The 20,970-nt window shown below is 57.6% G+C and carries 29 protein-coding genes; 8 read left to right on the top strand and 21 right to left on the bottom strand.

Annotation, left to right across the window (positions count from 1 at the left end; translation table 11 throughout):
* From M1136_00975 to M1136_00905, 15 genes are all read right to left on the bottom strand, one after another.
* Nucleotides 1–1,176, bottom strand: a 1,176-nt coding sequence (locus M1136_00975; protein MCL5074215.1) for a carboxypeptidase-like regulatory domain-containing protein, incomplete at its 3' end; no start/stop codon positions are given.
* A 138-nt stretch (nt 1,177–1,314) separates the two neighbouring features.
* Complete coding sequence (locus M1136_00970; GenBank protein ID MCL5074214.1) at nt 1,315–1,596, bottom strand: hypothetical protein; 282 nt, start codon at nt 1,594–1,596, stop codon at nt 1,315–1,317.
* Nucleotides 1,597–1,740: 144 nt separating this feature from the next.
* Nucleotides 1,741–2,031 carry a hypothetical protein gene (locus M1136_00965; GenBank protein MCL5074213.1) on the bottom strand — a complete coding sequence of 97 codons (291 nt, stop codon included), beginning with the start codon at nt 2,029–2,031 and terminating at the stop codon, nt 1,741–1,743.
* On the bottom strand, nt 2,028–4,097 hold the full coding sequence (locus tag M1136_00960) for a hypothetical protein (protein MCL5074212.1): 2,070 nt from the start codon (nt 4,095–4,097) through the stop codon (nt 2,028–2,030). The genes M1136_00965 and M1136_00960 overlap by 4 nt, the downstream gene beginning before the upstream one ends.
* Nucleotides 4,094–4,585: a peptidoglycan recognition protein family protein gene (locus tag M1136_00955; GenBank protein ID MCL5074211.1), complete on the bottom strand. Its 492-nt coding sequence runs from the start codon at nt 4,583–4,585 to the stop codon at nt 4,094–4,096. Before M1136_00955 ends, M1136_00960 begins: the two co-directional genes overlap by 4 nt.
* Nucleotides 4,573–4,779 carry a helix-turn-helix transcriptional regulator gene (locus M1136_00950; protein ID MCL5074210.1) on the bottom strand — a complete coding sequence of 69 codons (207 nt, stop codon included), beginning with the start codon at nt 4,777–4,779 and terminating at the stop codon, nt 4,573–4,575. Before M1136_00950 ends, M1136_00955 begins: the two co-directional genes overlap by 13 nt.
* Nucleotides 4,776–5,372, bottom strand: a complete 597-nt coding sequence (locus M1136_00945; protein MCL5074209.1) for a hypothetical protein — start codon at nt 5,370–5,372, stop codon at nt 4,776–4,778. The genes M1136_00950 and M1136_00945 overlap by 4 nt, the downstream gene beginning before the upstream one ends.
* Entirely contained in the window at nt 5,344–5,496 is a 153-nt protein-coding gene (locus M1136_00940; GenBank protein ID MCL5074208.1) for a hypothetical protein, read from the bottom strand. Before M1136_00940 ends, M1136_00945 begins: the two co-directional genes overlap by 29 nt.
* Before the next feature lie 228 nt (nt 5,497–5,724).
* Entirely contained in the window at nt 5,725–6,087 is a 363-nt protein-coding gene (locus tag M1136_00935) for a hypothetical protein (protein MCL5074207.1), read from the bottom strand.
* Nucleotides 6,084–6,524: a hypothetical protein gene (locus tag M1136_00930; protein ID MCL5074206.1), complete on the bottom strand. Its 441-nt coding sequence runs from the start codon at nt 6,522–6,524 to the stop codon at nt 6,084–6,086. The genes M1136_00935 and M1136_00930 overlap by 4 nt, the downstream gene beginning before the upstream one ends.
* A 96-nt stretch (nt 6,525–6,620) precedes the next feature.
* Nucleotides 6,621–8,771, bottom strand: a complete 2,151-nt coding sequence (locus tag M1136_00925) for a Mu-like prophage major head subunit gpT family protein (GenBank protein ID MCL5074205.1) — start codon at nt 8,769–8,771, stop codon at nt 6,621–6,623.
* A complete protein-coding gene (locus tag M1136_00920) occupies nt 8,768–10,015 on the bottom strand; it encodes a phage portal protein (protein ID MCL5074204.1) in 1,248 nt (415 codons plus the stop codon). The genes M1136_00925 and M1136_00920 overlap by 4 nt, the downstream gene beginning before the upstream one ends.
* A gap of 34 nt (nt 10,016–10,049) precedes the next feature.
* Entirely contained in the window at nt 10,050–11,525 is a 1,476-nt protein-coding gene (locus M1136_00915) for a hypothetical protein (GenBank protein ID MCL5074203.1), read from the bottom strand.
* On the bottom strand, nt 11,522–11,734 hold the full coding sequence (locus M1136_00910; GenBank protein ID MCL5074202.1) for a hypothetical protein: 213 nt from the start codon (nt 11,732–11,734) through the stop codon (nt 11,522–11,524). The genes M1136_00915 and M1136_00910 overlap by 4 nt, the downstream gene beginning before the upstream one ends.
* A 48-nt stretch (nt 11,735–11,782) precedes the next feature.
* Nucleotides 11,783–12,133 (bottom strand): hypothetical protein, encoded by a 351-nt coding sequence (locus M1136_00905; protein ID MCL5074201.1) that lies wholly within the window; start codon nt 12,131–12,133, stop codon nt 11,783–11,785.
* Between the two features lie 253 nt (nt 12,134–12,386).
* On the opposite strand from M1136_00905, the gene M1136_00900 reads away from it, so the two are divergent.
* The gene (locus M1136_00900) at nt 12,387–12,956 is read left to right on the top strand and encodes a sigma-70 family RNA polymerase sigma factor (GenBank protein ID MCL5074200.1); all 570 of its coding nucleotides are present in this window, start codon (nt 12,387–12,389) and stop codon (nt 12,954–12,956) included.
* 120 nt (nt 12,957–13,076) lie between these two features.
* Here M1136_00900 and M1136_00895 read toward each other — a convergent pair whose 3' ends face one another.
* Nucleotides 13,077–13,418 carry a DUF86 domain-containing protein gene (locus M1136_00895; protein ID MCL5074199.1) on the bottom strand — a complete coding sequence of 114 codons (342 nt, stop codon included), beginning with the start codon at nt 13,416–13,418 and terminating at the stop codon, nt 13,077–13,079.
* Entirely contained in the window at nt 13,415–13,714 is a 300-nt protein-coding gene (locus M1136_00890) for a nucleotidyltransferase family protein (protein MCL5074198.1), read from the bottom strand. The genes M1136_00895 and M1136_00890 overlap by 4 nt, the downstream gene beginning before the upstream one ends.
* A gap of 212 nt (nt 13,715–13,926) precedes the next feature.
* On the opposite strand from M1136_00890, the gene M1136_00885 reads away from it, so the two are divergent.
* Both M1136_00885 and M1136_00880 read left to right on the top strand, forming a co-directional pair.
* Entirely contained in the window at nt 13,927–14,043 is a 117-nt protein-coding gene (locus M1136_00885; protein ID MCL5074197.1) for a transposase family protein, read from the top strand.
* On the top strand, nt 14,034–14,177 hold the full coding sequence (locus M1136_00880; protein ID MCL5074196.1) for a hypothetical protein: 144 nt from the start codon (nt 14,034–14,036) through the stop codon (nt 14,175–14,177). The genes M1136_00885 and M1136_00880 overlap by 10 nt, the downstream gene beginning before the upstream one ends.
* Nucleotides 14,178–14,395: 218 nt before the next feature.
* On the opposite strand, the gene M1136_00875 is transcribed toward M1136_00880, so the two are convergent.
* Genes M1136_00875 through M1136_00860 form a run of 4 tightly spaced genes read right to left on the bottom strand, consistent with a single transcriptional unit; the run spans nt 14,396 to nt 16,525 of the window.
* Entirely contained in the window at nt 14,396–14,662 is a 267-nt protein-coding gene (locus M1136_00875; GenBank protein ID MCL5074195.1) for a hypothetical protein, read from the bottom strand.
* Nucleotides 14,663–14,674: 12 nt separating this feature from the next.
* Nucleotides 14,675–15,493: an EVE domain-containing protein gene (locus M1136_00870; GenBank protein MCL5074194.1), complete on the bottom strand. Its 819-nt coding sequence runs from the start codon at nt 15,491–15,493 to the stop codon at nt 14,675–14,677.
* 1 nt (nt 15,494) lies between these two features.
* Entirely contained in the window at nt 15,495–15,680 is a 186-nt protein-coding gene (locus tag M1136_00865) for a ThaI family type II restriction endonuclease (GenBank protein ID MCL5074193.1), read from the bottom strand.
* Nucleotides 15,674–16,525: a site-specific DNA-methyltransferase gene (locus M1136_00860; protein MCL5074192.1), complete on the bottom strand. Its 852-nt coding sequence runs from the start codon at nt 16,523–16,525 to the stop codon at nt 15,674–15,676. The genes M1136_00865 and M1136_00860 overlap by 7 nt, the downstream gene beginning before the upstream one ends.
* 620 nt (nt 16,526–17,145) lie before the next feature.
* Here M1136_00860 and M1136_00855 point away from each other — a divergent pair.
* The 5 genes from M1136_00855 to M1136_00835 all read left to right on the top strand — a co-directional run bounded on the left by M1136_00855 (nt 17,146) and on the right by M1136_00835 (nt 20,927).
* A complete protein-coding gene (locus tag M1136_00855) occupies nt 17,146–18,384 on the top strand; it encodes an HD domain-containing protein (GenBank protein MCL5074191.1) in 1,239 nt (412 codons plus the stop codon).
* Nucleotides 18,385–18,837: 453 nt separating this feature from the next.
* Complete coding sequence (gene rpmH / locus M1136_00850) at nt 18,838–18,978, top strand: 50S ribosomal protein L34 (protein ID MCL5074190.1); 141 nt, start codon at nt 18,838–18,840, stop codon at nt 18,976–18,978.
* Nucleotides 18,979–19,039: 61 nt separating this feature from the next.
* On the top strand, nt 19,040–19,450 hold the full coding sequence (gene rnpA, locus M1136_00845) for a ribonuclease P protein component (GenBank protein ID MCL5074189.1): 411 nt from the start codon (nt 19,040–19,042) through the stop codon (nt 19,448–19,450).
* Nucleotides 19,451–19,467: 17 nt separating this feature from the next.
* Entirely contained in the window at nt 19,468–19,683 is a 216-nt protein-coding gene (gene yidD, locus M1136_00840) for a membrane protein insertion efficiency factor YidD (protein ID MCL5074188.1), read from the top strand.
* A gap of 401 nt (nt 19,684–20,084) precedes the next feature.
* Nucleotides 20,085–20,927, top strand: a complete 843-nt coding sequence (locus M1136_00835; protein MCL5074187.1) for a YidC/Oxa1 family membrane protein insertase — start codon at nt 20,085–20,087, stop codon at nt 20,925–20,927.
* Nucleotides 20,928–20,970 lie beyond the last annotated feature (43 nt).

The raw sequence follows: 20,970 nt of genomic DNA, 5'->3' as shown, positions 1-20,970 counted from the left end.
GTCTGTCGTCCCCACCGTATCAGGTACGATAAAGGGGTTCAGCCGTGGGGCACCAACCGTGGCACTCCCGGTGTGGATGCCAAGTAGATAGCTGCCACCAGGCACCCTGATGCTGAATCTCCCCCCTTGGACAGGCCCGTTGTTACCCAGCCCCTCTTGATTATGGATGACCACGAAGACCGTATTATCGGCCGGGGTAGTGCCATCAGGATTCTTGACCGCGCCGGTCACCGTGTGCGGGGCTGCCGTCACGGTGAAGGAGATGGACTTGGTCTCTTCGATCTGATTGTCAGCGAAGTAGATCACCACCGGCGGCTTACCATAGGCCCAATCCGGCTCCGCCGCTCCCGGTCGCATATCGCGCAGGACCATGACCTCCCAATCACCTGGGCGCAGCTCTAAACGAGCCTGGCCCTGGGCATCGGTGAAAGCGTTGATGTTGGTGGCCGCACCATGCTTATGGGCATTAACCATCACCGCCCCACCAGGTGGGGTATTATCACTCCTCCGCACGGTGACATCCAGGTGCTTAATGGAGGCATCAAATTTAAGATCGCCCAGATCGATCACCTCAGTGGCCGAGGTCAGTCGGAAGATCGTTGGGTCAGGAGCAACCACATTGGTCAAATCAACAGATTGCAGCTGCACGTAGTAGATATTTGGACTGAGCCCACCGACCTTGAATACACCGTTGGCATCACAAATCCCAAACTTATTCACAGCCCGATCGGCCGTATAGACGAGGGCCCCGGCTTCGCCCTGTCCCGCCGCGGTGCCATCCGGCTTGAGTATCCTCCCCTTGACGTTGACGAAGGAGATGGTGAGATTTTGGGTGACCGTCTGCCCCTCCCCCACCGTGACCGTGACCGGGTCCGACGATGTATAGATGGCATTAGCCGCCGGCCCAGCGTTGGCCACGAGGGTATACTGCCCAGCAGGCAGGTCGGCATAGCTGTAGCTGCCATCCGTGCCACTTTTTGTCGTCGGTGGCCATTCATAGGGCCGACCAGACGGTGCCGTCCCCTGCCAGATGAGGATGGGGATGTTCGCTATCCCAGCTCCACCATCATCCACTACCTTGCCTGAGACACCTCCAGCAGCAAAGGCTGAACCACCTGGTAAAAGGACGAGGCACAGGACCACCGCTAAAAAGAGACGAACGATCGTAAGCCGCATAGTAGACCTCCCAGGGCAGTGATAGTTGAGAGATAGCGGCCATCCCCAGGGCAGCCGCGAGGAAAAAGCGTATGGCCATCCCCCTCAGAGACATTATATCATGGATAGTCAATCGGGGAGATCGTCTCCACCGCACTATTAGGGTCTCTCTGCGTCTGGGGTGTCCGAGCGGTTCACCACTGTTTTGCCGCCGCTGTAGAGCCCACTAGCGACTAGCCCGGTGATGAGGCCGAGGAAGGCTCCCTCTAGGCGATCGGTGCCCAGGTGGTAGGCGATGGCTGTATTCAGGGCTACGCCTAATGCCAGGCTGACCAAGGGATAATAGCGATTGGACAAGCCGGGGAAGGCACGCTTGACCAGCTCGACCAGGGCGATGATCAGTGGCACACCGGCCAGACCAAGGAACTCTTGCATCTCCACTTTTTACCTCCTTAAGGGCGAGGGATACGGGCGAGGTGACCTCGCCTCTACGCCCCTGTATAAATTTTGTATAAGGCTGGGGATCCTGGCCTTTATACAGTCCTTTCTAGCCCCGAAGCGTTCGGACATGACATCCATAACGACTTATCCCCAGACAGCGATGACTAAGGCATCGTTGGGATTCTGGGGATCGAAAAACAACACGGCGCACATCGTGGCCGCCGCTACCTGGGCGCTGACCAGCCCCTTGTTCACCTTCACGCCGGCGATCCTGGTGGGCCTACTACCCATCAGGCGCACCTCGGCCACCCAATTGGTGCTATCGAAGCTATACAGCTCGGCCCTGGCGATGGAGGGTTGGGGCGTGCCCTCAACGCCTGGGCTGAAGCTGGCGAAGACGCTGGTATCGAACGAGCGTCGTCCTTCTATGGTCATACACCCACTCCTATTAGCTCGATACGCTGCTGGAAAAGGCTGCGCTTGGTGTCGTAGATGGTTTCGATGAGCCTGACCCGCCTGGTGGCCGAGGCTAACCCGGCGGCGGACTCGGTGATGGTGATGACGTCGAGCACCTCCTGGCCGACGTTGGCATAGACGCCTAGCCAGCCCGATTGTCCCTCCCGTTTCGCCTCTCGCTGCTCGTACAGTGCTCTATCCAGGCACTCGGCCTCGGTATCCAGGCTGAGGTCTTCGATCTTAAGGGTGAGGTCTTTGAGCACCAGCTCCAGGTGGGTCCAATCGAAGCGTTCACCGAAGGCCCAATTCTGGCCGGTGACCTCGTAGTGGTTTTGTTTCTGGCCGACGCTATCGAAGCGGTAGGAGACGAGGGGGTGGGAGCTACCGCCATAGGTGTAGCTGCTAGTGGCTGAGGACAGGTCTACGCATACGGCCTCGACGCTATCGAAGCCGGGGGGGGAGGTGGCGCTTTCGTAGGTACGGAAGCGCAAGCCGATGCCGGCCTTGTCCAGGATGCGGCGCAAGACGGTGAGGTAGCTCTCGCCGGGCTGGAGGGTGAAGGAGGGGATGACTAGGTCGAGGTTGGTGAGGGTGGAGTTGGTCAGGCGGCCACAGACACGGTTGAGGATGTATTTGAGTAAAAACTCCAGGTCCCTATTGGTGAAGGTGATCTGGTGGGTGACAGCCAGGCGATCGAGGTAGGAGAGGGCGTCGATGGCCTCGACGATGAGCCTTCTGCCCTTCTTCTCATCGCGCCAGAAGTAGACCCGATCGACCCAAAATGGCGTGGCCCAGACGGCCTCGTTGCCTGCGCTGGTGACGTAGCCCTGTTTGAGGGCGATCTGGCTGCCCTCTTTGACGGCCTGGTAGGTGCCGCTCACCCCCACGTTGGCATAGCGTCCGTCCTCGTTGTTGAGTTCCAGGACTAGCCTTTGCGGCTGGCCCAGGCGAGGCGGCTTGGCGTCTCCGCGCTCGACCATGGTGTAGGCGAGGAGATCGGCGGAGACGTCCACCTTTTCGGATGCGGCGCCTGAGTAGACGGGGCAACGCTTGGCGGACTTTGCGCCGATGAGGTACCAGTAGCCGCCGAGTTGGAGCAGGCGCAAGCCGTACTGGCTGGCGTTGTTGATGGGGACGATCTCGGCCAGTTCGGTTCTGGCTGGGGAGATGGAGAAGTTGAGGCGGCTATGGGTTGGCGTGCCGCCGTAGACCTCGGCCCAGAAGTGGGCGAAGCGGGGCAGGGCGGCGAACTTGATCGATGGGACGATGGTGGGGTTATAGTACTCGAAGCCTGAGCCTGCGGCGGCCTCCAGGAGCCTATAGGCGGTGCCGAAGGTTTTGGCCACGGTATTATAGGAGTAGGCGGTCATATGGCAGGGGCCGGTGCCGCAGACGACGATGAGCAGGGTGGTGCCGTCCTTGACGACGTGGATTTGGTCGATGTTGGACCACAAGGTCGTATCGGTGGCGTCCACGGACCAGACGCCGGCGCTGCGCTTATAGACGACGAGGTAGTCGTTGGGGTCGGCGCCCGTGGGCGAGATGGCCATGACGCAATAGTCAGAATCCCCATCGGGCGATCCTATGGCCCAGATTTCGTTCCCGGCCACGCCTGGCTTCACGGCCTCCAGGGTTGACCAGGAGACATAGTCGGACGTATCGCGGCACCAGACACGGATTTTGTCGTAGTCGACCAGGAAGATGCGGGTATGGGCGCTGATGGTGGAGAGTGATAGTTGGCTGACGGTGCTCATGGTGGCATCGGGGTACATCTGGGACCAGGTGGACCACTGGGTGGGCTGAGTGGGGTCGGTTATGCGCTGCCAGTAGACGGCGCCGAGGCTAGTCATACGGGCGCGGACGATGCCGGTGGCTCCTCTATCGAGGACGGCGTCGAAGAAGCGATCCTCCTCAGTGCCGGTGTAGAGGCTGGACCAGGGCCAGCGGGGGACCTCGATGGGCTGGTCGGCGATGATAGATTGGATATAGGGCTTGCGGCTGCCCTTCTGCTGGGCGTCTTGGAGTGTGGAAGTAAGGGTCCTCATTTCAGTGAGCTCTGCCACTTTGGATAGGTATTGCCTGGGCAGGATGTTTCGAAGCCTGGTGCGGTGGTATCGCGGTGGCCTGCGACGGGGACGAACCAACCCAGGGCGTACTGGAGGTTGGCGATGAGGTCTCTGGCGGCTTCCAGCTGCACCCTTCCTGGGGGCTTCGCCATAAAGTTACCGGGCAGGCAGATGCCGATGATATTTTGATTGCGCCTGGCGACGTTATAACGGATGGTGAGGACGTCGCCGACGTATTCCTGGACGCCGTCCTGGTGGACCAGGAAGTGGTAGCCGATGCCGGGCCAGCCGAGGACTCTGGTATGGTAGTCGGCTATTTCTAAGGCGGTGTTGTCGTGATCCACGGCGGAATGGTGGATGACGATCTGGGTGATGTCGGAGAGCGAACGATACTGGTAGTTCTCGTTGCCAGGGAGCTGCAAGCGCCAGTCGTGGACGACGATGGCACCGATGCTTACCGTTTGCATATCTCGTCCCTTTTGACCAGCCCCTGGAAGGCGGCCCAGGCGGCGATCATGGCACGGCCTGAGGAGCCTAGCTCGAGGCGGAGTTGGTCGAGGTGGTTTTTGACGGTATGGCGGCTGATGCCTAGCTTATAGGCGATGGCGTGATTGGTCTCGCCCATGGCGACCATGCGGGCGATCTGCTGTTTTCTGGTCATTCGGACAGCTCCCAGGAGAGCATGGGGAGGCTGACGCCAGCGCGGATGGCGGCGATGCGCTTGAGCTCGGCCTTGAACTCGGCTAGGCGTTCGTTGCCCCACTCTCGGTATTGCCCTGGCGTATCATCGTAGGCGTTCACTCGGTTGATGGCGTAGTTGGCCCACTCCAGGGTGGCGTAAGCGCTGGCGCCCAAGAGGAGCAGCTGTTCGTGGATGGTGGGTATGGTGGAGCCGGCGGCATCGACGACGTGGGACTTGGCGTAGCGGAACTTGATGTTTTCGCCGACGGTGGGGGCATCGCCCCAGATATAGACCTGCTTGTTGTACTCACGGAAGCTGCGGAACTCTGGCGGGTACTCGTCGATGGGATACTCGACTGATTCGCAATGGATGAAACCCGTCTCGGCGGAGAGGTCGTACCAGCGGCTGGCGGTAGCGGGCTTGGAGACGCTGCTGACTTGCGGACAGGCGGCTTGGTACTCGGCGACGGCCCTAGCGATGTGGCGGTCTAGCTCACTATCGCTCCAGCGCTCAGAGAGCTGGTCTTTTAGGTCGATACGGAGGTCACTTCTTAGGGTTGTTAGAGTGGCCATTGCTCTTGTCTCTCTCCTTCAGGCGTAGTATTTTGTCCAGCCGCTTGATCTCCTCTTCGAGGTAGGCAAGGCGCTGGTATGCCTCATTGAGCTGCCGCTGGATGATCTCCTGGTACTGGTCCATTTTTACCTCATCCTCCTTTATCCTCCTTCTCCCTCAAGGGAGAAGGAGGAATATAGGGCGAGGGGACCTCTCGCCCCTACTCCCTCTAAGAGGCTCTCTAGAGCCTCTTAAACGCCCTCGCCTGTGTATATTTACCCTCCCCCTCTTGGGCTGGGCTTGCCCCAGCCCCTACTGTGGTAGGGGCTTGCGTGGGGTGGGGAGGTGCAAGCACCCCACGCAAGCCCTAAATTAAGTTGTGAAGCCGACCATAGCGACCCAGCCGGTGACGCCTGGCGTGCCGCTGGCCTCCAGGTCGACGGTGGCGGCGTTGCCCTTGGTGAGGGCAATGGGGACGGGGAAGGTGATCACGGCCCGGCCATTGATCATGGTCTCGAAGACTACGGGGTTGCCGTCCTTGAGGCGGAGCTCCTTCTGGGCGGGATCAGCGCCACGGAAGGAGCCGGCGATGGCGACGATGTAGTGGGTCTTGCCCGTCTCGGCGGCCCTGGTCGCTGATGCCAGAGCGTTATCCACGCCGGCGGTGGTGGTGATGGACCAGGTGAGCCTGGCTGATAGGATCGTCTCGCCTCTCTCGTCGATCATGCCGCTCATGCTACGTGCGCCCTCTTGATAGTGATGGTGACGTAGAGGTCGCTACCGGCGACGGTGGAGCCGATCTGGTCGACATCGATGGTGAGGCGATCCCCGGCGGCCAGTGCTACCACATCGGGCAGTGTCGTCGTGCTGGCGTTACCGCTGATAGCTATCGTGGGGCGATTGGCCTGGGTGGTGAAGGCGGTTACGCCGTTGATGTTGACGTCGACGATGAAGGTGGCCCCGGTGGGTGCGGTATCCAGGTAGGCCCGGACATCGGTGATGGTGGCGGCCTTGCCGATCAGGGCGGCGGCCTTCTTCGTGCCGACGGTTTGGGCGCCGGCGACGTAGAAGGTGATGGTATCCTCGGCGTTGGGTGAGGCTAGCTCGGTATTAGGTAGGTTGGTTACAAGCTCTAGTTCGTCGAAGTTCGTCTTACCCATTGTATCTCTCATCCTCCTTTATCCTCCTTCTCCCTATGGGAGAAGGAGATATAGGGCGAGGGGTACGGGCGAGGTGACCTCGCCCCTACGCCCCTACCCCGGTGGGGCCTATGCTACCACGCTGCCGTAGGCGCCACGGTAATCGAGCCAGCCACCGCCGTAGATGTGCCTGACCTTGAACGAGATGGCGTCGTTGGTGAAGACGGTGCCACTGGTCGGGTTATCCTGGACAAGCAATTCAGGCTCCTCACGTCCTTCCAGGAAGCCCAGTTCGATGGACTCGATGGCCACAGGGTCGGCGATGAGGTACCAGTTATTGGCGTCGGTCCAGTTGGGGATGGTGATGATGTCTAGGACGCCACGGGTGACGTTGATGTCGTTGTTAGCCGTGCCTGGTAGTCCGACGCTTTCCAGGATGGTCCTGGCCGTCCAGAGCAGATCAGGCGGGATGAGCAGCCAGCGGGGCTTGAGGCCTAATCTCTTACTGGCCGAGTTCGTCTGCTTCATGACGACGGTGATAGCGGCCTGGAGGGCGGCGCTGGAGAGGGCGGCTGTGCCCGTGTTGCCCCCGTGGTTGGCGTGGAACACGGTGAAGGTATCGGCCATGGTGGAGCCCAGGCCGGCGTTAGCCGTGAACAAGCCACTAACGAACTCGTTGATGGTGATGGCGGCGGCTGAGGCGAGCTTAGAGGGGATGCGCTGGACAGCGCGGAGGTCGTCGTTGATGATGGTCTCCAGGGTGACGTAGACGAGGTTACCGCGCTTGGTGGGGGTATAGGTCTCCTTGCTATCGCCCCAGGCCAGGTTGGCATAGGCGGCGTTCTCGACGACGTCGGCTAGAGCGGCGAAGTCGTTGAGCAAGATACGGGTCTGGAGCTTCATGTCTTTGACGGGCGTCTTGACCGCGAATGGCTCCCACCACTTATCCTGTCCGGCGTAGTCCTTGACCAGGCGCTTATTGAGCACGTTAGCCAGGGCGTCGGCCATGACGGACGTGGTGACCTCGTTGGCCTCACGGACGATGGATTCCTCCCAGTTGTAGCGGCCGGTGAAGCCCCTATCGCCGGTGATGAGGATGTAGGCTTCCCGGATGCCCGAGAGCCTTGGCACTGAGGGATCCTTGACCTCCAGACCGAAGAGCTTTTCCATAGCCATCTGGACCTTGGCCAAAGGATCGGCGCCGAGGGAGATACGGGGCTGGCCCATATCCTTGATGACCTGGCCGCTGGCGATGGAGGCTAGTAGGGCTTTGACGTCGGTGATGGCCTTGTCCAGGGCTTCTGCCTCGAAGGCCTGAGACTCGAAGCGCTCTTTGAGCTGCTTTCTGGCCTCCTCGGGCAGGTCGGAGGCGGATAGCTTGGCCTCCAGGACGGTGGCGCAATGCTGGCGCTTGAGCGCTTCGAGCTCTTCTCGAAGAATCTTCGATTGGGCTTGCAGGGCTTCGCTGACGGTGTTGACCGTCACCGTAGCCTCTAACTTCTTCTCTTCCATTTCCGTTTGATTGTCTGCCATTGTGTCCTCCTTTTTTGTTATGTCTTGTCCTTCCAACACCCTTTCGAAGGCGCCACCGGCCGAGGGCTGGAAGACGACATCGGCCGAGTTGACCTGCTTGATCTTGTGGACTTTGAAACGATCGCCTATCTTCTCCTTTAGCACCACCATATCGGCCGATATGCCGATCTTGGGCATGGGCTTGCCGGCCTCCTTATCGGCCAGGACGGTGGCAATGGTCTGGTAGAGCCAGGAGGCGGTGGGGTAGAGCCTGAGCCTGGCCTTGATGCCTTGTTCGTAGCGGGGAGCGGAGTAGACCCCCACCAGGTCGCGGACGGAGCGGCCCCCGGCTCTAGTCTGGTCCAAGGCATCGGGGTGGTCGCAGAAGGCGGCGGCGCCTTCCCAGAGGGGCAGGCTCTCTCTGAGTACCTCGTCTGAGTACTCCAGGCGGTTAGCCGACAGGCCGGGCTTGATGATGGTGACCTCTAATAAACCTCCTTTCTCGTCTACCCCTTCGAGGGCCCCCGAAAGGGTGCTCTCCTTGGCCTCCTGGTAGTTGGAGACGTCTAGTCCGAAGCGCTTGAGGGCGGCGATGATGCGCTTCTTAGCCTGCTCTCGTTCCTCTGCGGTTAGCCCTTCGGTTCTATCGACCTGGGTCCAGGCTAGTTTGGCGTGGTCGAGGTCGTGGACGGGCAGCAGGCGCTTTGCGGGGACGGCGAAGGCGCTAGCGGGGAGGGCGTCTCGCTCTTCCTGGGATAGTTTGCTCATTCTCTTCCTCCGGTGAATTTAGCGACCAGTGTGCTGGCCGTGGCGTCATCGATCCAGCCCTGGTCGCGGAAGGTGACCAGGGCCTGGGCGATCTGGCCAGAGGCCTGGGCTAATAACAAGGTATCCTCGGTGGTGAGGTCTTCGAACTGGGCTTTTAGGATGGGACGGAGCGTGTCTCCGAACCTGCGTCTAGAGGCCTCGGCAACGATATCGGTGATGACGTGGCCGAAGTAGAGCTGGCGGCGCTCGAAGTGTCTCAGGGTGGGTCCGCTCATCTCCTGGGCCGTGGCCTTGGTAGCGCTTTCGCCCTCGGCCAGGAAGTGCAGGGGGACGCCTGCGCCAGCGCCAATCATGAGGCGCATGGCCTTGCCATCTGGCTCAACGGCCTGGGCATCGATCAGGGGCTGGACCGCCTTCCACTCCTCGCCCTCGTTGTGGACGATGACCGAGCCGGGGTTAGGCGGCTCCAGGAGCTCCCCCTGTCTTCTGAGGATGGCGGCTCGATCGGCGCCGAGCAGCTTGACGTCCCAGAGGAAAGCGCCCTTGAACTTATTGATCCTGACCCGGTCGGTGAGCCAGTCCTTGTAGCGTCTGAGCCAGGGGAGGAGGGGGACGAGGTCACCCTGGCCGCGCACCGCCCCGACCAGGCGATTGATGGCGTAATGGTGGCAGTCGTCTTTAGACCACCAGCGCCCTGCGGACGATCGGAGCATGCCCGTGGCGCCCCCTGCCGATGACTCGGCCTTGCGGTGGTAGCGGGTTTCGTCCTCGATATCGTCGGGGTTGGTCTCGATCTCGTCGATGGAGGCGGCGGGGATGGAGCGGACATAGGTCATCTTGTCGTAGGGGTTGGTATGGAAGGTGACGAAGAGCTCACCGGCCAGGGATAGCTCGGTGCAGAGGTCGAACTGGCGGGTATTCATCTGGTTCAGGGGGTGGCTCCAGAACTCGTTGATGAACTGCTGGATCTCCTCGTCCTGGCTCGTTACCCGCATGCCCTTACCGAGGACGTAATCGGTGGTTAGTTCGATGATGCGGTAGGCTAAAGGGTTGACACGGTAGGCCTCGGCCGAGTCGTTGATGTTCTCCAGCAGCTCGGTCAAGGAGACATCGCGGCTGGTGCCGTAGAGGTGCCGCCAGCGCTTGTCCTCCTCGGCCAGGGTGATGGCCTCGTGGACACGGGACTGGATGATGTCGCCGAAGAGACGATTGGCGATGGTCTCGCGTAGGTTTACCCAGTTCACTATATTCCCTCCTCAGACCTGCCTGCGCAGGAATTTAATATCGTCCATCCTGATACCCCAGCATCCCCTCTGCTATGGCTGCCGCCGGAGCCACCCCATAACTTCCTGCCGCCTCCACGGTTAAGGCCAGGCTCATCAAAAAGTCATCGTGCCCCTCACTCTCAGGGACAAAGAAGTTCAAGGTCTGATTAGACCCAACTGTGTACCGCGCACGCTCACACTCCAGCCAGAACTCCTGACATTCAGCGGAGCCATCAGGGGCATACATCTTGAGCCGCCCACTGTTGACCGCCGCTAGCAAACCGTAGCCCAGTCGACTTTTCGAGGCAGCGCCGAAGACAAACTTCTCCACCACACTAGGTCCCAGGGCAGCCTCAAGGAAGTCCGCCACCCCACCCCCCACCCCACCCGCGTCGACAACCACCCGCTGACAGCCCCAGACGTTGCGCAGCAGGTCAAGCATCTGCTCGTACTGCTGGCGATGAGAACGACCCGTCCACCACAAGTGTTCGACGATGAGCAGCCGAGGCTCAAGGATAGCGTCGGAGATAAGGGAGAAATCGAGCTTAGCGATAGTGATCACCGTGCTGTCCTTGCGTGGCTTCGCCGCCCGTAGCGCCGCATCGGCCGCCACCTCATCCGAGCCAGCGATGTCTACGCCAGCAACATACACCTCTTCATCCTCACGGCGATGTTGCCGGGAGTGTTCCCCCTGCATCTGGGCCCGTTGGGAAGCGGAAAGCAAGCCACTGGTCCCAGCGATCGTCTCCAGCTTGTACTGAGTCCGAAAAAGCGGATGGCTCTCCCCCAGACGGGCCTTCTCGCCCTCCACATACTGCCCATAGAGTGGGTTATGCTCAGCCACCACCCACCAGGGATACTCGAAGTGCCGTTTGATACCATCCTTCCTCTCCAGCTCCAGGTTATCCTGCTTCACCTTCTCCAAAAGCGTGTTCTCATCCCAGGCCGTCCCGTAGTAGACCCTGGTAACGTTGGTAGTCGCACCCATCGGGGCGAAGTCTCGATCGTGCTTCTCCAGGGCGATATCCTGAGCCTCATCGAACTCCAGGAGGATGTCGGCCGTCGCCCCGACGACATTGGCCGACTCATCGGCCGAGAAGAAGATCGCCCTAGCCTCGCCCAGGCGCACGACGTAGCCCCATTCGCCCCGCCAGCGCCCACTATTCCAGGGGTTCTGGAGCATCCTCTCCAGCCGTTGCTTGGAGATGATCACCTGGGGCTTAAAGGTAGGGGCACACTTGATGATGTTGCCTCCCACCCGTTGAAACAGGTTTAGCAGGTAGCACTCCAGTTGAGCGCTCATCTCGTTTTTGCCACCCTGACGGCTAATCATAAGGGAGAGGCAAGAGCCACGCCGCTGGAAGACGGAATTTAGGATAGCCCGGGCTGGCTCCAGCTGGTACGGGCGCAGGGGACGTCCGATGATCCAGCGACTGAAGAGGCTCAGGTCGCTGAGGGCTGCTGGCAAAGCTTGCTCGTAGCTCCTCAATGCCACGCCTTCCATAGCTCTAAGAAGAAAGTGAGCACCACGCCTCCGATGAGGCCATTTATTTTCAGCTCCAGACGTTCGAAGTCTTGACTGAGATCGTCCAACCCACGCCGCGTCACCAGGCCATAGGCGCAGCCTGGTCGCTCGTCAATGGAGACCTTTCGCTGGCTATGACGGCCCCAGCGGGCTAGAGCCTTATTCAACATCATCCCCTCCCCTCCCCTTTATAGTAATCCTGCTCATCTCATTTCAGTCAGTTAAAGGCTCATCCCCAGCTCGTTACCGATCTCATCGAGGGCCTTGGCCAGGGCCTCCTCCAGGTTCCTGGCCGCCTTACCTCTGAGGGCATACTGCACCTTGAGGGCCCGGCAAAGGGTATCCACGGCCGCCCTGACCATCTTCAGGTCAGGCTCCTCAGCGAGGGCGCGCCGAATCAGTACCTTCAAAAGGGCTATCTCGTCGGCCAGGCTGGGATCACCGAGGGCAGCGGCTAGGTCGGCTTGCTCAGCAGGCGTGAAGATATGGGCATAAAAGCCGTGCTGTCTTACGGTTGTATCCGCCTTCTGACCTCCGCGGCGACTTCGCCGGCTGCCACCCTCGGTAGCCATAGGACTCGCCTCCTGCTGATTAGTAGAACATTTGTTCTATACATATAGCCCATCAAGCCCCTCTCGAAAACAACATTGACCCCAAATTTCCTAACGCCGGGGCTTGACAGGGGGACAAGGTTGATCTACTATGTTTGTAGAACAAATGTTCTATACAGGGGGGCTTAGGGCTTCAACTCGAAGAATCTTCGACCTAGCTATTTTCCCCCTTCTCCCAGCGGGAGAAGGGGGGTAAGGAGGGATGAGAGTCACAATGCCCGATCAAGAGGATAACCAGCTACGCACTCTGCTTCAAGCGATCCAGAGCGGCGATGCGGAGGCCTTCCGCCTCCTCCAGGAACATTTCCGACCCCTCTTCACCCGGCTGCGACGTCTCCAGCATCTGCCCTACCGTGGCACTCTGGGGGCCTTAGAGGACACCGATCTGGAGCAAGAGTTCGCCCTTATTCTCTGGGAGACAGCCACAACCCTAGAAACTGACGACCACTTTGAGGAGATCCTGAAACGGAGGTTGAACCGGGAACTCAAGCGCTGCTTGCGCCACGAACGGCGCGAACAACAAAAGCGAGCCACCCTCGACCCAGCGCTCCTCGCCGCGCCCAAGGACAACCCCTCAACCCTTCCGTCCGGAGATGGACGACTCTTAGCAGCCATCGCCTCCCTCTCGCCCAAGCAGCAAGAGGTCATCAAGCACATCTACTGGGGCGAGCAGACAGCACACCAGATAGCGGCCCACCTCAGCGTTACGCCCCAGGCCGTTACAGCCCTGCGCCGCCGCGCCGAGAGGCGCCTCCAGATACTCCTGATGGAGAAGACGCACTAGGGAGAGACATAGAAAGACGTCAAGGTCGGCGCATCAGCCCAGGGTAGAAACTAAGGATTCTAGAGGAAGCCCCCTAACCTAGGGTAGGAGTAATGTTGTGATACATGGTATACAGTTCTTTCAGGAAAGGTCTTCCTTGATTTTGAGGAGGTTGAGTTTAAGGTCGATGAGGTCTTCCTGAACAACCTTCCAGGCGTTCTGTAAGCGCACGCCAAAGTATTCGTGGATCAAGATATCTCGCGTGCCGGCGATCTTTTGCCAGGGGACTTGGGGATAGCGCGTACGGACCCGCTTGGGAATGTGCTTCGCAGCTTCGCCGATTATCTCCAAGCGCCGTAAGACTGCGTCCTGAAGCCGTGTATCGTGGAGAAACTGCTCTTCGGTGATGTCTTTGGTGTACTCCTGTATCTTAGCGATGGACTCAAGAATATCGTCGAGATATAGCGTGAGCCCCCTTGTCATAGGATTGGAACTTCTTCAGCGAGAATCCGTTTTCTGATGTGCGGCTTGATGGTTTCGTACTCGACTAAATCCACTTTGCGGCCTAAAGCTTGCTGAAGTTCCTGTTGAAGCCCAACGAAGGCGAACAATCCAATGGGCTCAGGAAGATCAACCAAAAGGTCGATATCACTGCGCCGGCGCATCTTCCCACGCACGACCGACCCGAAGACCCCAGCCTTTCTCGCGCCATAACGCCTCAAGATAGGAACAGTTTTCTCCTTTATTTCCTCGATGGTTGGTATCGCTTTCTCTTTCATAGTCACCTGCTCCCTCTTTTAACCCCTTTACACATTGACAGTATATCAAATTTTAACCAAGCAATCAAGCAAGAGAGCAAGCCTTTTAGCAAAGAGGAAAGACGTCAAAGTCGGCGCATCAGCCCAGAGGATGGTGGGCCGCTGGTACTTCCTGGTGAACGTGCTGGATTCTTACAGTCGGTATGGTGTGGCCTGAGGAGTTGGTGCTGACGATGGCAGCAGAGAAAGCGGTGAACGCGGTCAAGCAGTTCTTGGACAAGCGGGGTGGGGTCCGACCGCACCTAGTGCAGGACAACGGGAGCCAGTTTGTAGCCAAGGAATGGCGCTAGATGGTGACCTAGTTCGACCTGGTGGACATCGCTACAAATCACGCCCCCAGGCCGTCACGGCCCTGCGCCGCCGCGCCGAGAGACGCCTCCAGGCACTCCTGATGGAGGAGATGCGGATCAATCAAGACTCATAGCGATGATCAAAGAAGTCTATCTGCCAAATCGTCCATATCCCACTTGCATAGGACACCACGAAAGATGAAAATGCCTTTGCACCGGATGTTCGCCGCATCCAAGCCTTGGGATACAAAGCTGCCCTGGAGACGGCCTGAGACCGGTATTTTCGTACCAACTCAAATAGATTAAGTTCCCTTCACACTCGGCTCAGTAGTTTCCTCCCCTTATTCTGCATTCAGGAATTTCCCTTTAGTCTAGCAATGAGCGGGATATTATCCTCACCGTATAGCTGCATCGCCTTCTGTTTTTCTTCAGCGTCCATTTCGCTCAGTGCCCGTTTTGCAAGCTCAACGTCGTGATTATCCGGCACCCTCTCTTCAACCCATCTTGCATAACCACATATTTGACAAGCTATCTCAAAGTAGAAGCTGTCATAGCTGGAAACGATCATATCTTCAAAGCCACAATATGGACATTGTTCTGCCCAGACGTGCGAGCCCACAATTTGCCTCCTTCATATTTCGATACCCAGCTCCTTTTCGAGCTCAATAAGATGTTTCTTACTTCTATGAAGCTCTTCCACCTTTTCTAAATTGATGAATTTCAAACGCCCGGCAATCTCATGAAAGCTTCCCGAAAGCAGATGCCTTACTTTAGCGTCGTCTGTATTTGAAGCTACCATAAAAATATGGCTATTCCATAGGTCGAAAGCATGTTTCAGCTTGGATAGATCATGATAAAGATCGCCCTTTACGTTAACCTCAAAGACGTATGTCGGCACAGATCGCTCTACTCTCCTCCAGACAACGTCGAGTCTTCCCATGTCAAAAGGATATTCCCCTTCAGCAATATAATTTTGCAGTTTGCCAATCTCGATCAGCTTCTGCTTAATCTCCTTATGAGAGACCGGCTCTTCTAACTCTACCATAGGGCGCTCTTTAAACTTTGCGATGATCTCTTGAGCCAGCGAAGCCTCAACCTGCCGAAAGCTCAGTCCTGCTTTAAACCTTAACAGCTCAGAGGTTAGCTTCTCTGTTTCCCATTTGCCTGGCGGAAGACAATGTTCAACGTTAAACTCGAAGCGCAACGGCCATATTACCTCGTTTTTATCAAGTTCTTCAGACCAAAGCGGTTGAGTTTGGCGAAACTTCGTCCTCACGGTTCCGTATCCAATTACGCCAGCGACTGGCCGCATAGCATAGAACAAAATCACATCTCCTTCTTGCAGAGTATTCCAACGATGCCTTTGTTTCTCCCTAAAGCCCCAGATATTACCTTTTTGAAACGTCTCTTTCCAATTTTTGAGCGTCCCTACTGTCAACCAATAATTCATCTCAGCCACTCCTTCCAATTTTATAATTCTCGGCATCAACAGTCCATATCAGCTTGACGCCGCCAAAACCCTTACCTGTAATCGTCTTAATGGATATGGGTTCTCCAAACAATCTTGCATCCACTTCTGGCTCGGTGATAGGAATTTCCGTCTCTACATTTACTTCGCCACATACCCCCACTAACATTTTGGCGAGATTTCATCCGGCGTTCCCAGTACAAAAGAAGTCTTTGCTAAGCCAAAATTTGCCTGCTTGGGCGTGCCCGCCTTTATTCTATAAATACCCTCTTCCAACCTCTTTTTAGCAAATTCATAATATTCTTTTACAATTTCGAATCCTATATATTGTCTTCCCAGCATTTTACTGACTACAGCCACCTGCCCTGAACCCAAAAACGGATCCAGAACAATATCTCCCCCTTCACTTGAATATATCAATATTTTCTTGATCAATTCCGCCGGTAGTTTAGTGGGAGTCTTTTGATCGCCGTTCCAATATTCTCTTTTTATAAACCAGACATCTTCTTTATCCTCATAATGCAGACTTCTATTCTCTTTATTTTTGGCATTTTTAGCGTACCGCGCATAAGGGAAAAATTTCCTTTTTCCGTCGTTCTTACAAACATAAAGATAATGATAGTGCGAGTTGACAAATCTTCTCTTTGTCACAACCCCAAATTGATATTTCCAAATAAGATGGTTAACAGTGATAAAACCCACTTCGTCAACGGCCAGCAAAATATCTTTGAGATTGTTCCATCCCGAAAAAACATACATACTGCCGGATTCTTTTAGAATTCTATATACTTCTTTCATCCACTGGAGGGTAAACTCATAATATTTTTCCTGCGGAATTTCATTATAGCCATCTAAAACCCGAGATCGTGTCCGATTATAATTACTCCTCTTCGCCTTAAATGCTATGGCGAAGGGGGGATCGGTTATAACAAGGTCTATTGTACCATTCGGGATATATTTCATCCCCTCCAGGCAATCCATACTGTAGATCTTATTGAATTCCAATCTTTCCATGTTTCCCCCATCCTCATCAGAAACGATAGCGTATAACGTTTCCTAACCAACTGGGGCAACCGCGAGGTTGCTCTTACTCCAAACCTCCTCGCTTATGCTCCTCAAGGGCCCCCAATGGCCAAGCACTTCATTCAGGGGAACTGCCCTCATCCCCCCTGCCCCATTCTCCCTCCAGGAGAAGGGGGGATATATAGGTAGGGGCGAGGTGACCTCGCCCCTACTCCTTCGAGCGGAGCCCTAGACCCTCCAAGGAGGGGGAACCCTCCTTGACTTATCTCATTATATGGTTCTCATGCCCCGCTGTCATCAGGCCCAAGAGGGTGAATATCTCCCCAAACCCCTCCTCCGAAGGAGGATTCAAGATCGCCCTGCCTTTTGATCTCTGGGGCACATCTCCAGGTCCCAGCCAAAGGGGCTACACCGGCAACCGCAAGGGTGCCCCTACAGCCCCCTGGGAACCCCTGTTGCTCATCCTCGCCCAGCGACTTGCCGAAATCGGCCAATGTGGTATTATGTGCAGGGCTATTTGTTGAATAGCGCCTTCATCGGCAACATGCGCTCGTTAGATAGGTGATAAAAGTAGGGGCGACCGGCCGGTCGCCCCTACTGAAGGGGGTAGTATGATCCCGGTGACGCTCACCTTTGCCGAGCTGGCCTCCGCCCTGGCCATAATGATGGACTATGATGAACACGGCAAGGTGCTGCACGCCTGGCGTGTGGCCCTCGTCGCCGAGGTGCTGGCCAGAGACCTCCTCCCCAACCACCGGGCGGAGGTCTTCTACGCCGGGCTGCTGCACGATGTAGGAGGCGTGGGGGCGGCCAACCACATCATTCACTATCCCACCATCGCCGCTCAAATGGCCGATCCGATCATCCGCCATCACCCCATCCGTGGCGCCCAAATCGTCCGCTCCATCCCTGGACCCTTTCCCGGGCTGCACCTTATAGCCGATATGATTCTCGACCACCACGAGTGGTGGGATGGCAGCGGTTACCCTAACCAGAAGAAGGGCGAGGAGATTCTGGTGGGAGGGCACATCCTCCGCCTGGCCGATGACTTTGACGCTCGCCATCACTATTACCCCTCGCTGAAACTGCCCGCTGTTCTAGAGCATGCCAAGCGCAGCGGACCGGGCCACGAATTTTCGCCCGAGATGTTTGCCGTGCTCATGCGCTCTTTCGCTGAGCAGAGGGATTTCTATGAAGAATTGTTCGCTGCAGACCGCCTCCCCGACCTTCTGCAACGGGCCAGCGCTTCCCTGCCGGAGCCGGGATCCCTAAGCGGCCCCGACCTCCTGGAGAGGGCCCTGAACCTCTTTGCTGAACTAGTCGACGCCAAACACCCCTATCTGGTCGGTCACTCGCGGCGAGTCTCCGAGTTCGCCACGCAACTGGCCAGAGCGCTAGGCTTGCCTGAAGAAGAGGTGACCAAGATCAAGCTGTCTGGTTTCCTGCACGATGTGGGCAAGGTAGGCGTTCCCCGGCGAATCATCGACAAAGCCGGTCCCCTTGATGCCGCGGAATGGGCCGTGATCAAGCAACACCCCCTGCGCGGGGAGGAGATCGTCAAGTCCTTGCATGGATTTCAGGAACTGAGCCCCATCGTCAAACACGAACATGAACATTACGATGGCGGTGGTTACCCTATTGGGCTGCGGGGGGAGGAGATCCCGCTGCTCGCCCGCGTCATCGCCGTGGCTGATGCCTTCGATGCTCTCACCTCGCTCCGTCCCTATCATGCGGTACGCACCGCCCAGGCCGCCCTCCAGGTCCTTCGTGAGGAGAGCGGCCGCACCTTCGATCCAGCCATCGTCAGCGTGGCCCAGGACCTCTTCGGCCCCGCACTACCGCCTGGGTAGCGCAACAACCAAGGTCCCATCGCCCTCAGTATTCCCGTCCCATGGGTTACCTTTCCCCCCCCTCTCCTTTAGGATGGTGTCTGGATAGATCCAAATCCCCCTTCTCCCGCCAAGGGGGACGTCAAGGAGGGAGCACCCTCCTGGTCCGCCGAAGGCAGACAGTCCGCCTTCGGCGGATGCCCTAGCCTTTGATCCCCCCTTCTCCCGCCGGGGAATCAAGGAGGGGTAGGGGCACGGTTCCCGTGCCCTCATTAATGGACAAATATCAGAGGGCTCGCCCCCTACGGTTTTCGGTGATCACAGCCCAAAGGGTCTTATCCGCCTTCGGCGGACGGGAGAAGGGGGTAAGGGGGATGAGGGCCAAAATAGTTGACAATATCCCCCCAAACAGGTTATAATCACCGCAGAGCGGAGGAGTTTCTCCCCTCAAGTACAAATAGAAAGGTTGCTGCCTTGCCCAAAAGAACCTATCAACCAAAGCGCCATCCACGGCGAAGGAAACACGGCTTTCTGGCGCGGATGCGCACCAGGGCCGGACGAATGGTGCTCAAGAGGCGCCGCTTGAAGGGGCGAGAGCGCTTAACTGTTGTCTGAAAGATGGAAAGGGACCTGCCGGCCGAAGAGGTTTCGCTGGCAGAGCGAACGATAGCACCCAGTGCAAAGGCAATACCGTTTGACGAAGGATGTGGAGTACAAACAAGTGCGGAGCAGGGGGCGTTCTTGGGCTCATCCCCTGCTTGTGCTTTATGTCCTGAACAACAATTTGGGACTAAACCGCATCGGACTCTCTGTGAGCAAACGTATCGGCCACGCCGTGGTGCGCAACCGCTCTAAGCGCCGCCTCCGCGAGGCCATACGCCTGCACTGGTCAACGCTGCCAGTGGGCTGGGATTTACTCTTCATCACCCGCCCTCCCATCGCCAGCGCCTCCTTTCAGGAAATAAGCGCCGCCGTCGACCTTCTCCTACAGCGGGCGGGGTTGGTGGTCAGAGAGAAAGGTGGCACCGCTAAGCCCGTCTCTTTGGGAGTGGAACAGGGGGATAAGCCCCTTGCTGATTTCGGATAGCGCAAACGATTATGAATATGACACCAAAAAGACCCGCCCTCGCCCTGATCAGGCTCTACCAACGAACGATCTCACCCCTACTACCACCCTCCTGCCGCTTTTATCCCTCCTGTTCCCATTATGCTTACGAAGCCATCGAGAGGTATGGGCTACGACGGGGAGGTTGGTTGGCCATTAAGCGTCTTGTCCGTTGTCATCCTTTCAATCCAGGAGGATACGACCCGCTGCGTTGAGGTGGCAGGGGGAGGTTAGGGAGGCCAGGCCCCGCAACGGGATTGCATCAGGATGCAGCCAATAACCAGATTTCCTTCTCCAGCAAGGGGATAGGGGTAGTCCAGAAGGGGGCAAACCCCCTTCTGGGAGGGTTCTAGGGACCTGCCCTAGACTATATATCCCCCCTTCTCCTGGAGGGAGAAGGGGGCAGGGGGATGAGGGTATCCAAACAAGGGTCTTAGGGCTCCGCCCTAACTATTTCTCCCCCTTCTCCCGCAAGGGGATAGGGGTAGTCCAGAAGGGGGCAAACCCCCTTCTGGGAGGGTTCTAGGGACCTGCCCTAGACTATATATCCCCCCTTCTCCTGGAGGGAGAAGGGGGCAGGGGGATGAGGGCAGTTAAAACTTAAGGAGGTCTCATTTTGAATTTCGCTGATATGTGGCATATATTGGTCGTCCAGCCCCTCACCGATGGGCTGATCTACCTCTACCAACTCCTCGGCAGCTGGGGCTTGGCCATCATCGCCTTCACCTTGATCGTCAAGGTGCTGGTCTATCCTCTCACTCTCAAACAGCTCCACTCGGCCAAGGCCATGCAGGAGCTCCAACCTAAGATGCAGGAGCTCCAGAAGAAACACGGCAAAGACCGCGAGAAGCTGATGCAGGAGCAGATGCAGCTCTATAAAGAACATAAGGTCAACCCAGCCTCGGGTTGTCTGCCCCTTCTCGTGCAGATGCCGATCTGGTTTGGTCTGTACCAGGCCCTGATCAACCTGTCCCACACACCAGAGTTCGCCTCTCGGTTCCTCTGGCTACCCAGCCTGGCCCACCCCGACCCCTGGTACATCCTGCCCGTGTTGACTGGCCTCTCCCAATGGGTCACCCAAAAGATGATGACCCCCCGCAGCACAAGCACTACCGACCCTACCCAAAAGTCGATGACCCAGGCAATGCAATTCATGCCCATAATGTTCGCCATATTCGCCCTCAGCGTTCCCTCCGGCCTGGCCCTTTACTGGGTAACCACCAACGTATTCTCCTTCGTTCAACAATACTTCGCCACCGGCTGGGGTTCCCTGTTCCCCGAGCCGCAAGAGTCCCCAAAAATCGTCTCCCGGCCCACCGCCAAGCCCGAGGAACCGCTCTCACTCCTGTCCAGGGAAGCCAACCCCGCTCCACAGGTGAAGTCCATCCCCAAGGGCCAACCGCCGAGCAGCGCTGGGGAGCGAACCCAACCAAGCCGCCGCAAACGGCGACGAAGATAGGGACGTGCTCAGTCACGGGCCAGGCAGCCCGCGACTTTTTATT

Source organism: Chloroflexota bacterium (assembly GCA_023475225.1).
Classification (GTDB): domain Bacteria; phylum Chloroflexota; class UBA6077; order FW602-bin22; family JAMCVK01; genus JAMCVK01.
The sequence above is the reverse complement of the archived record's forward strand: the minus strand, read 5'-3'. Positions and strand labels throughout refer to the sequence as shown.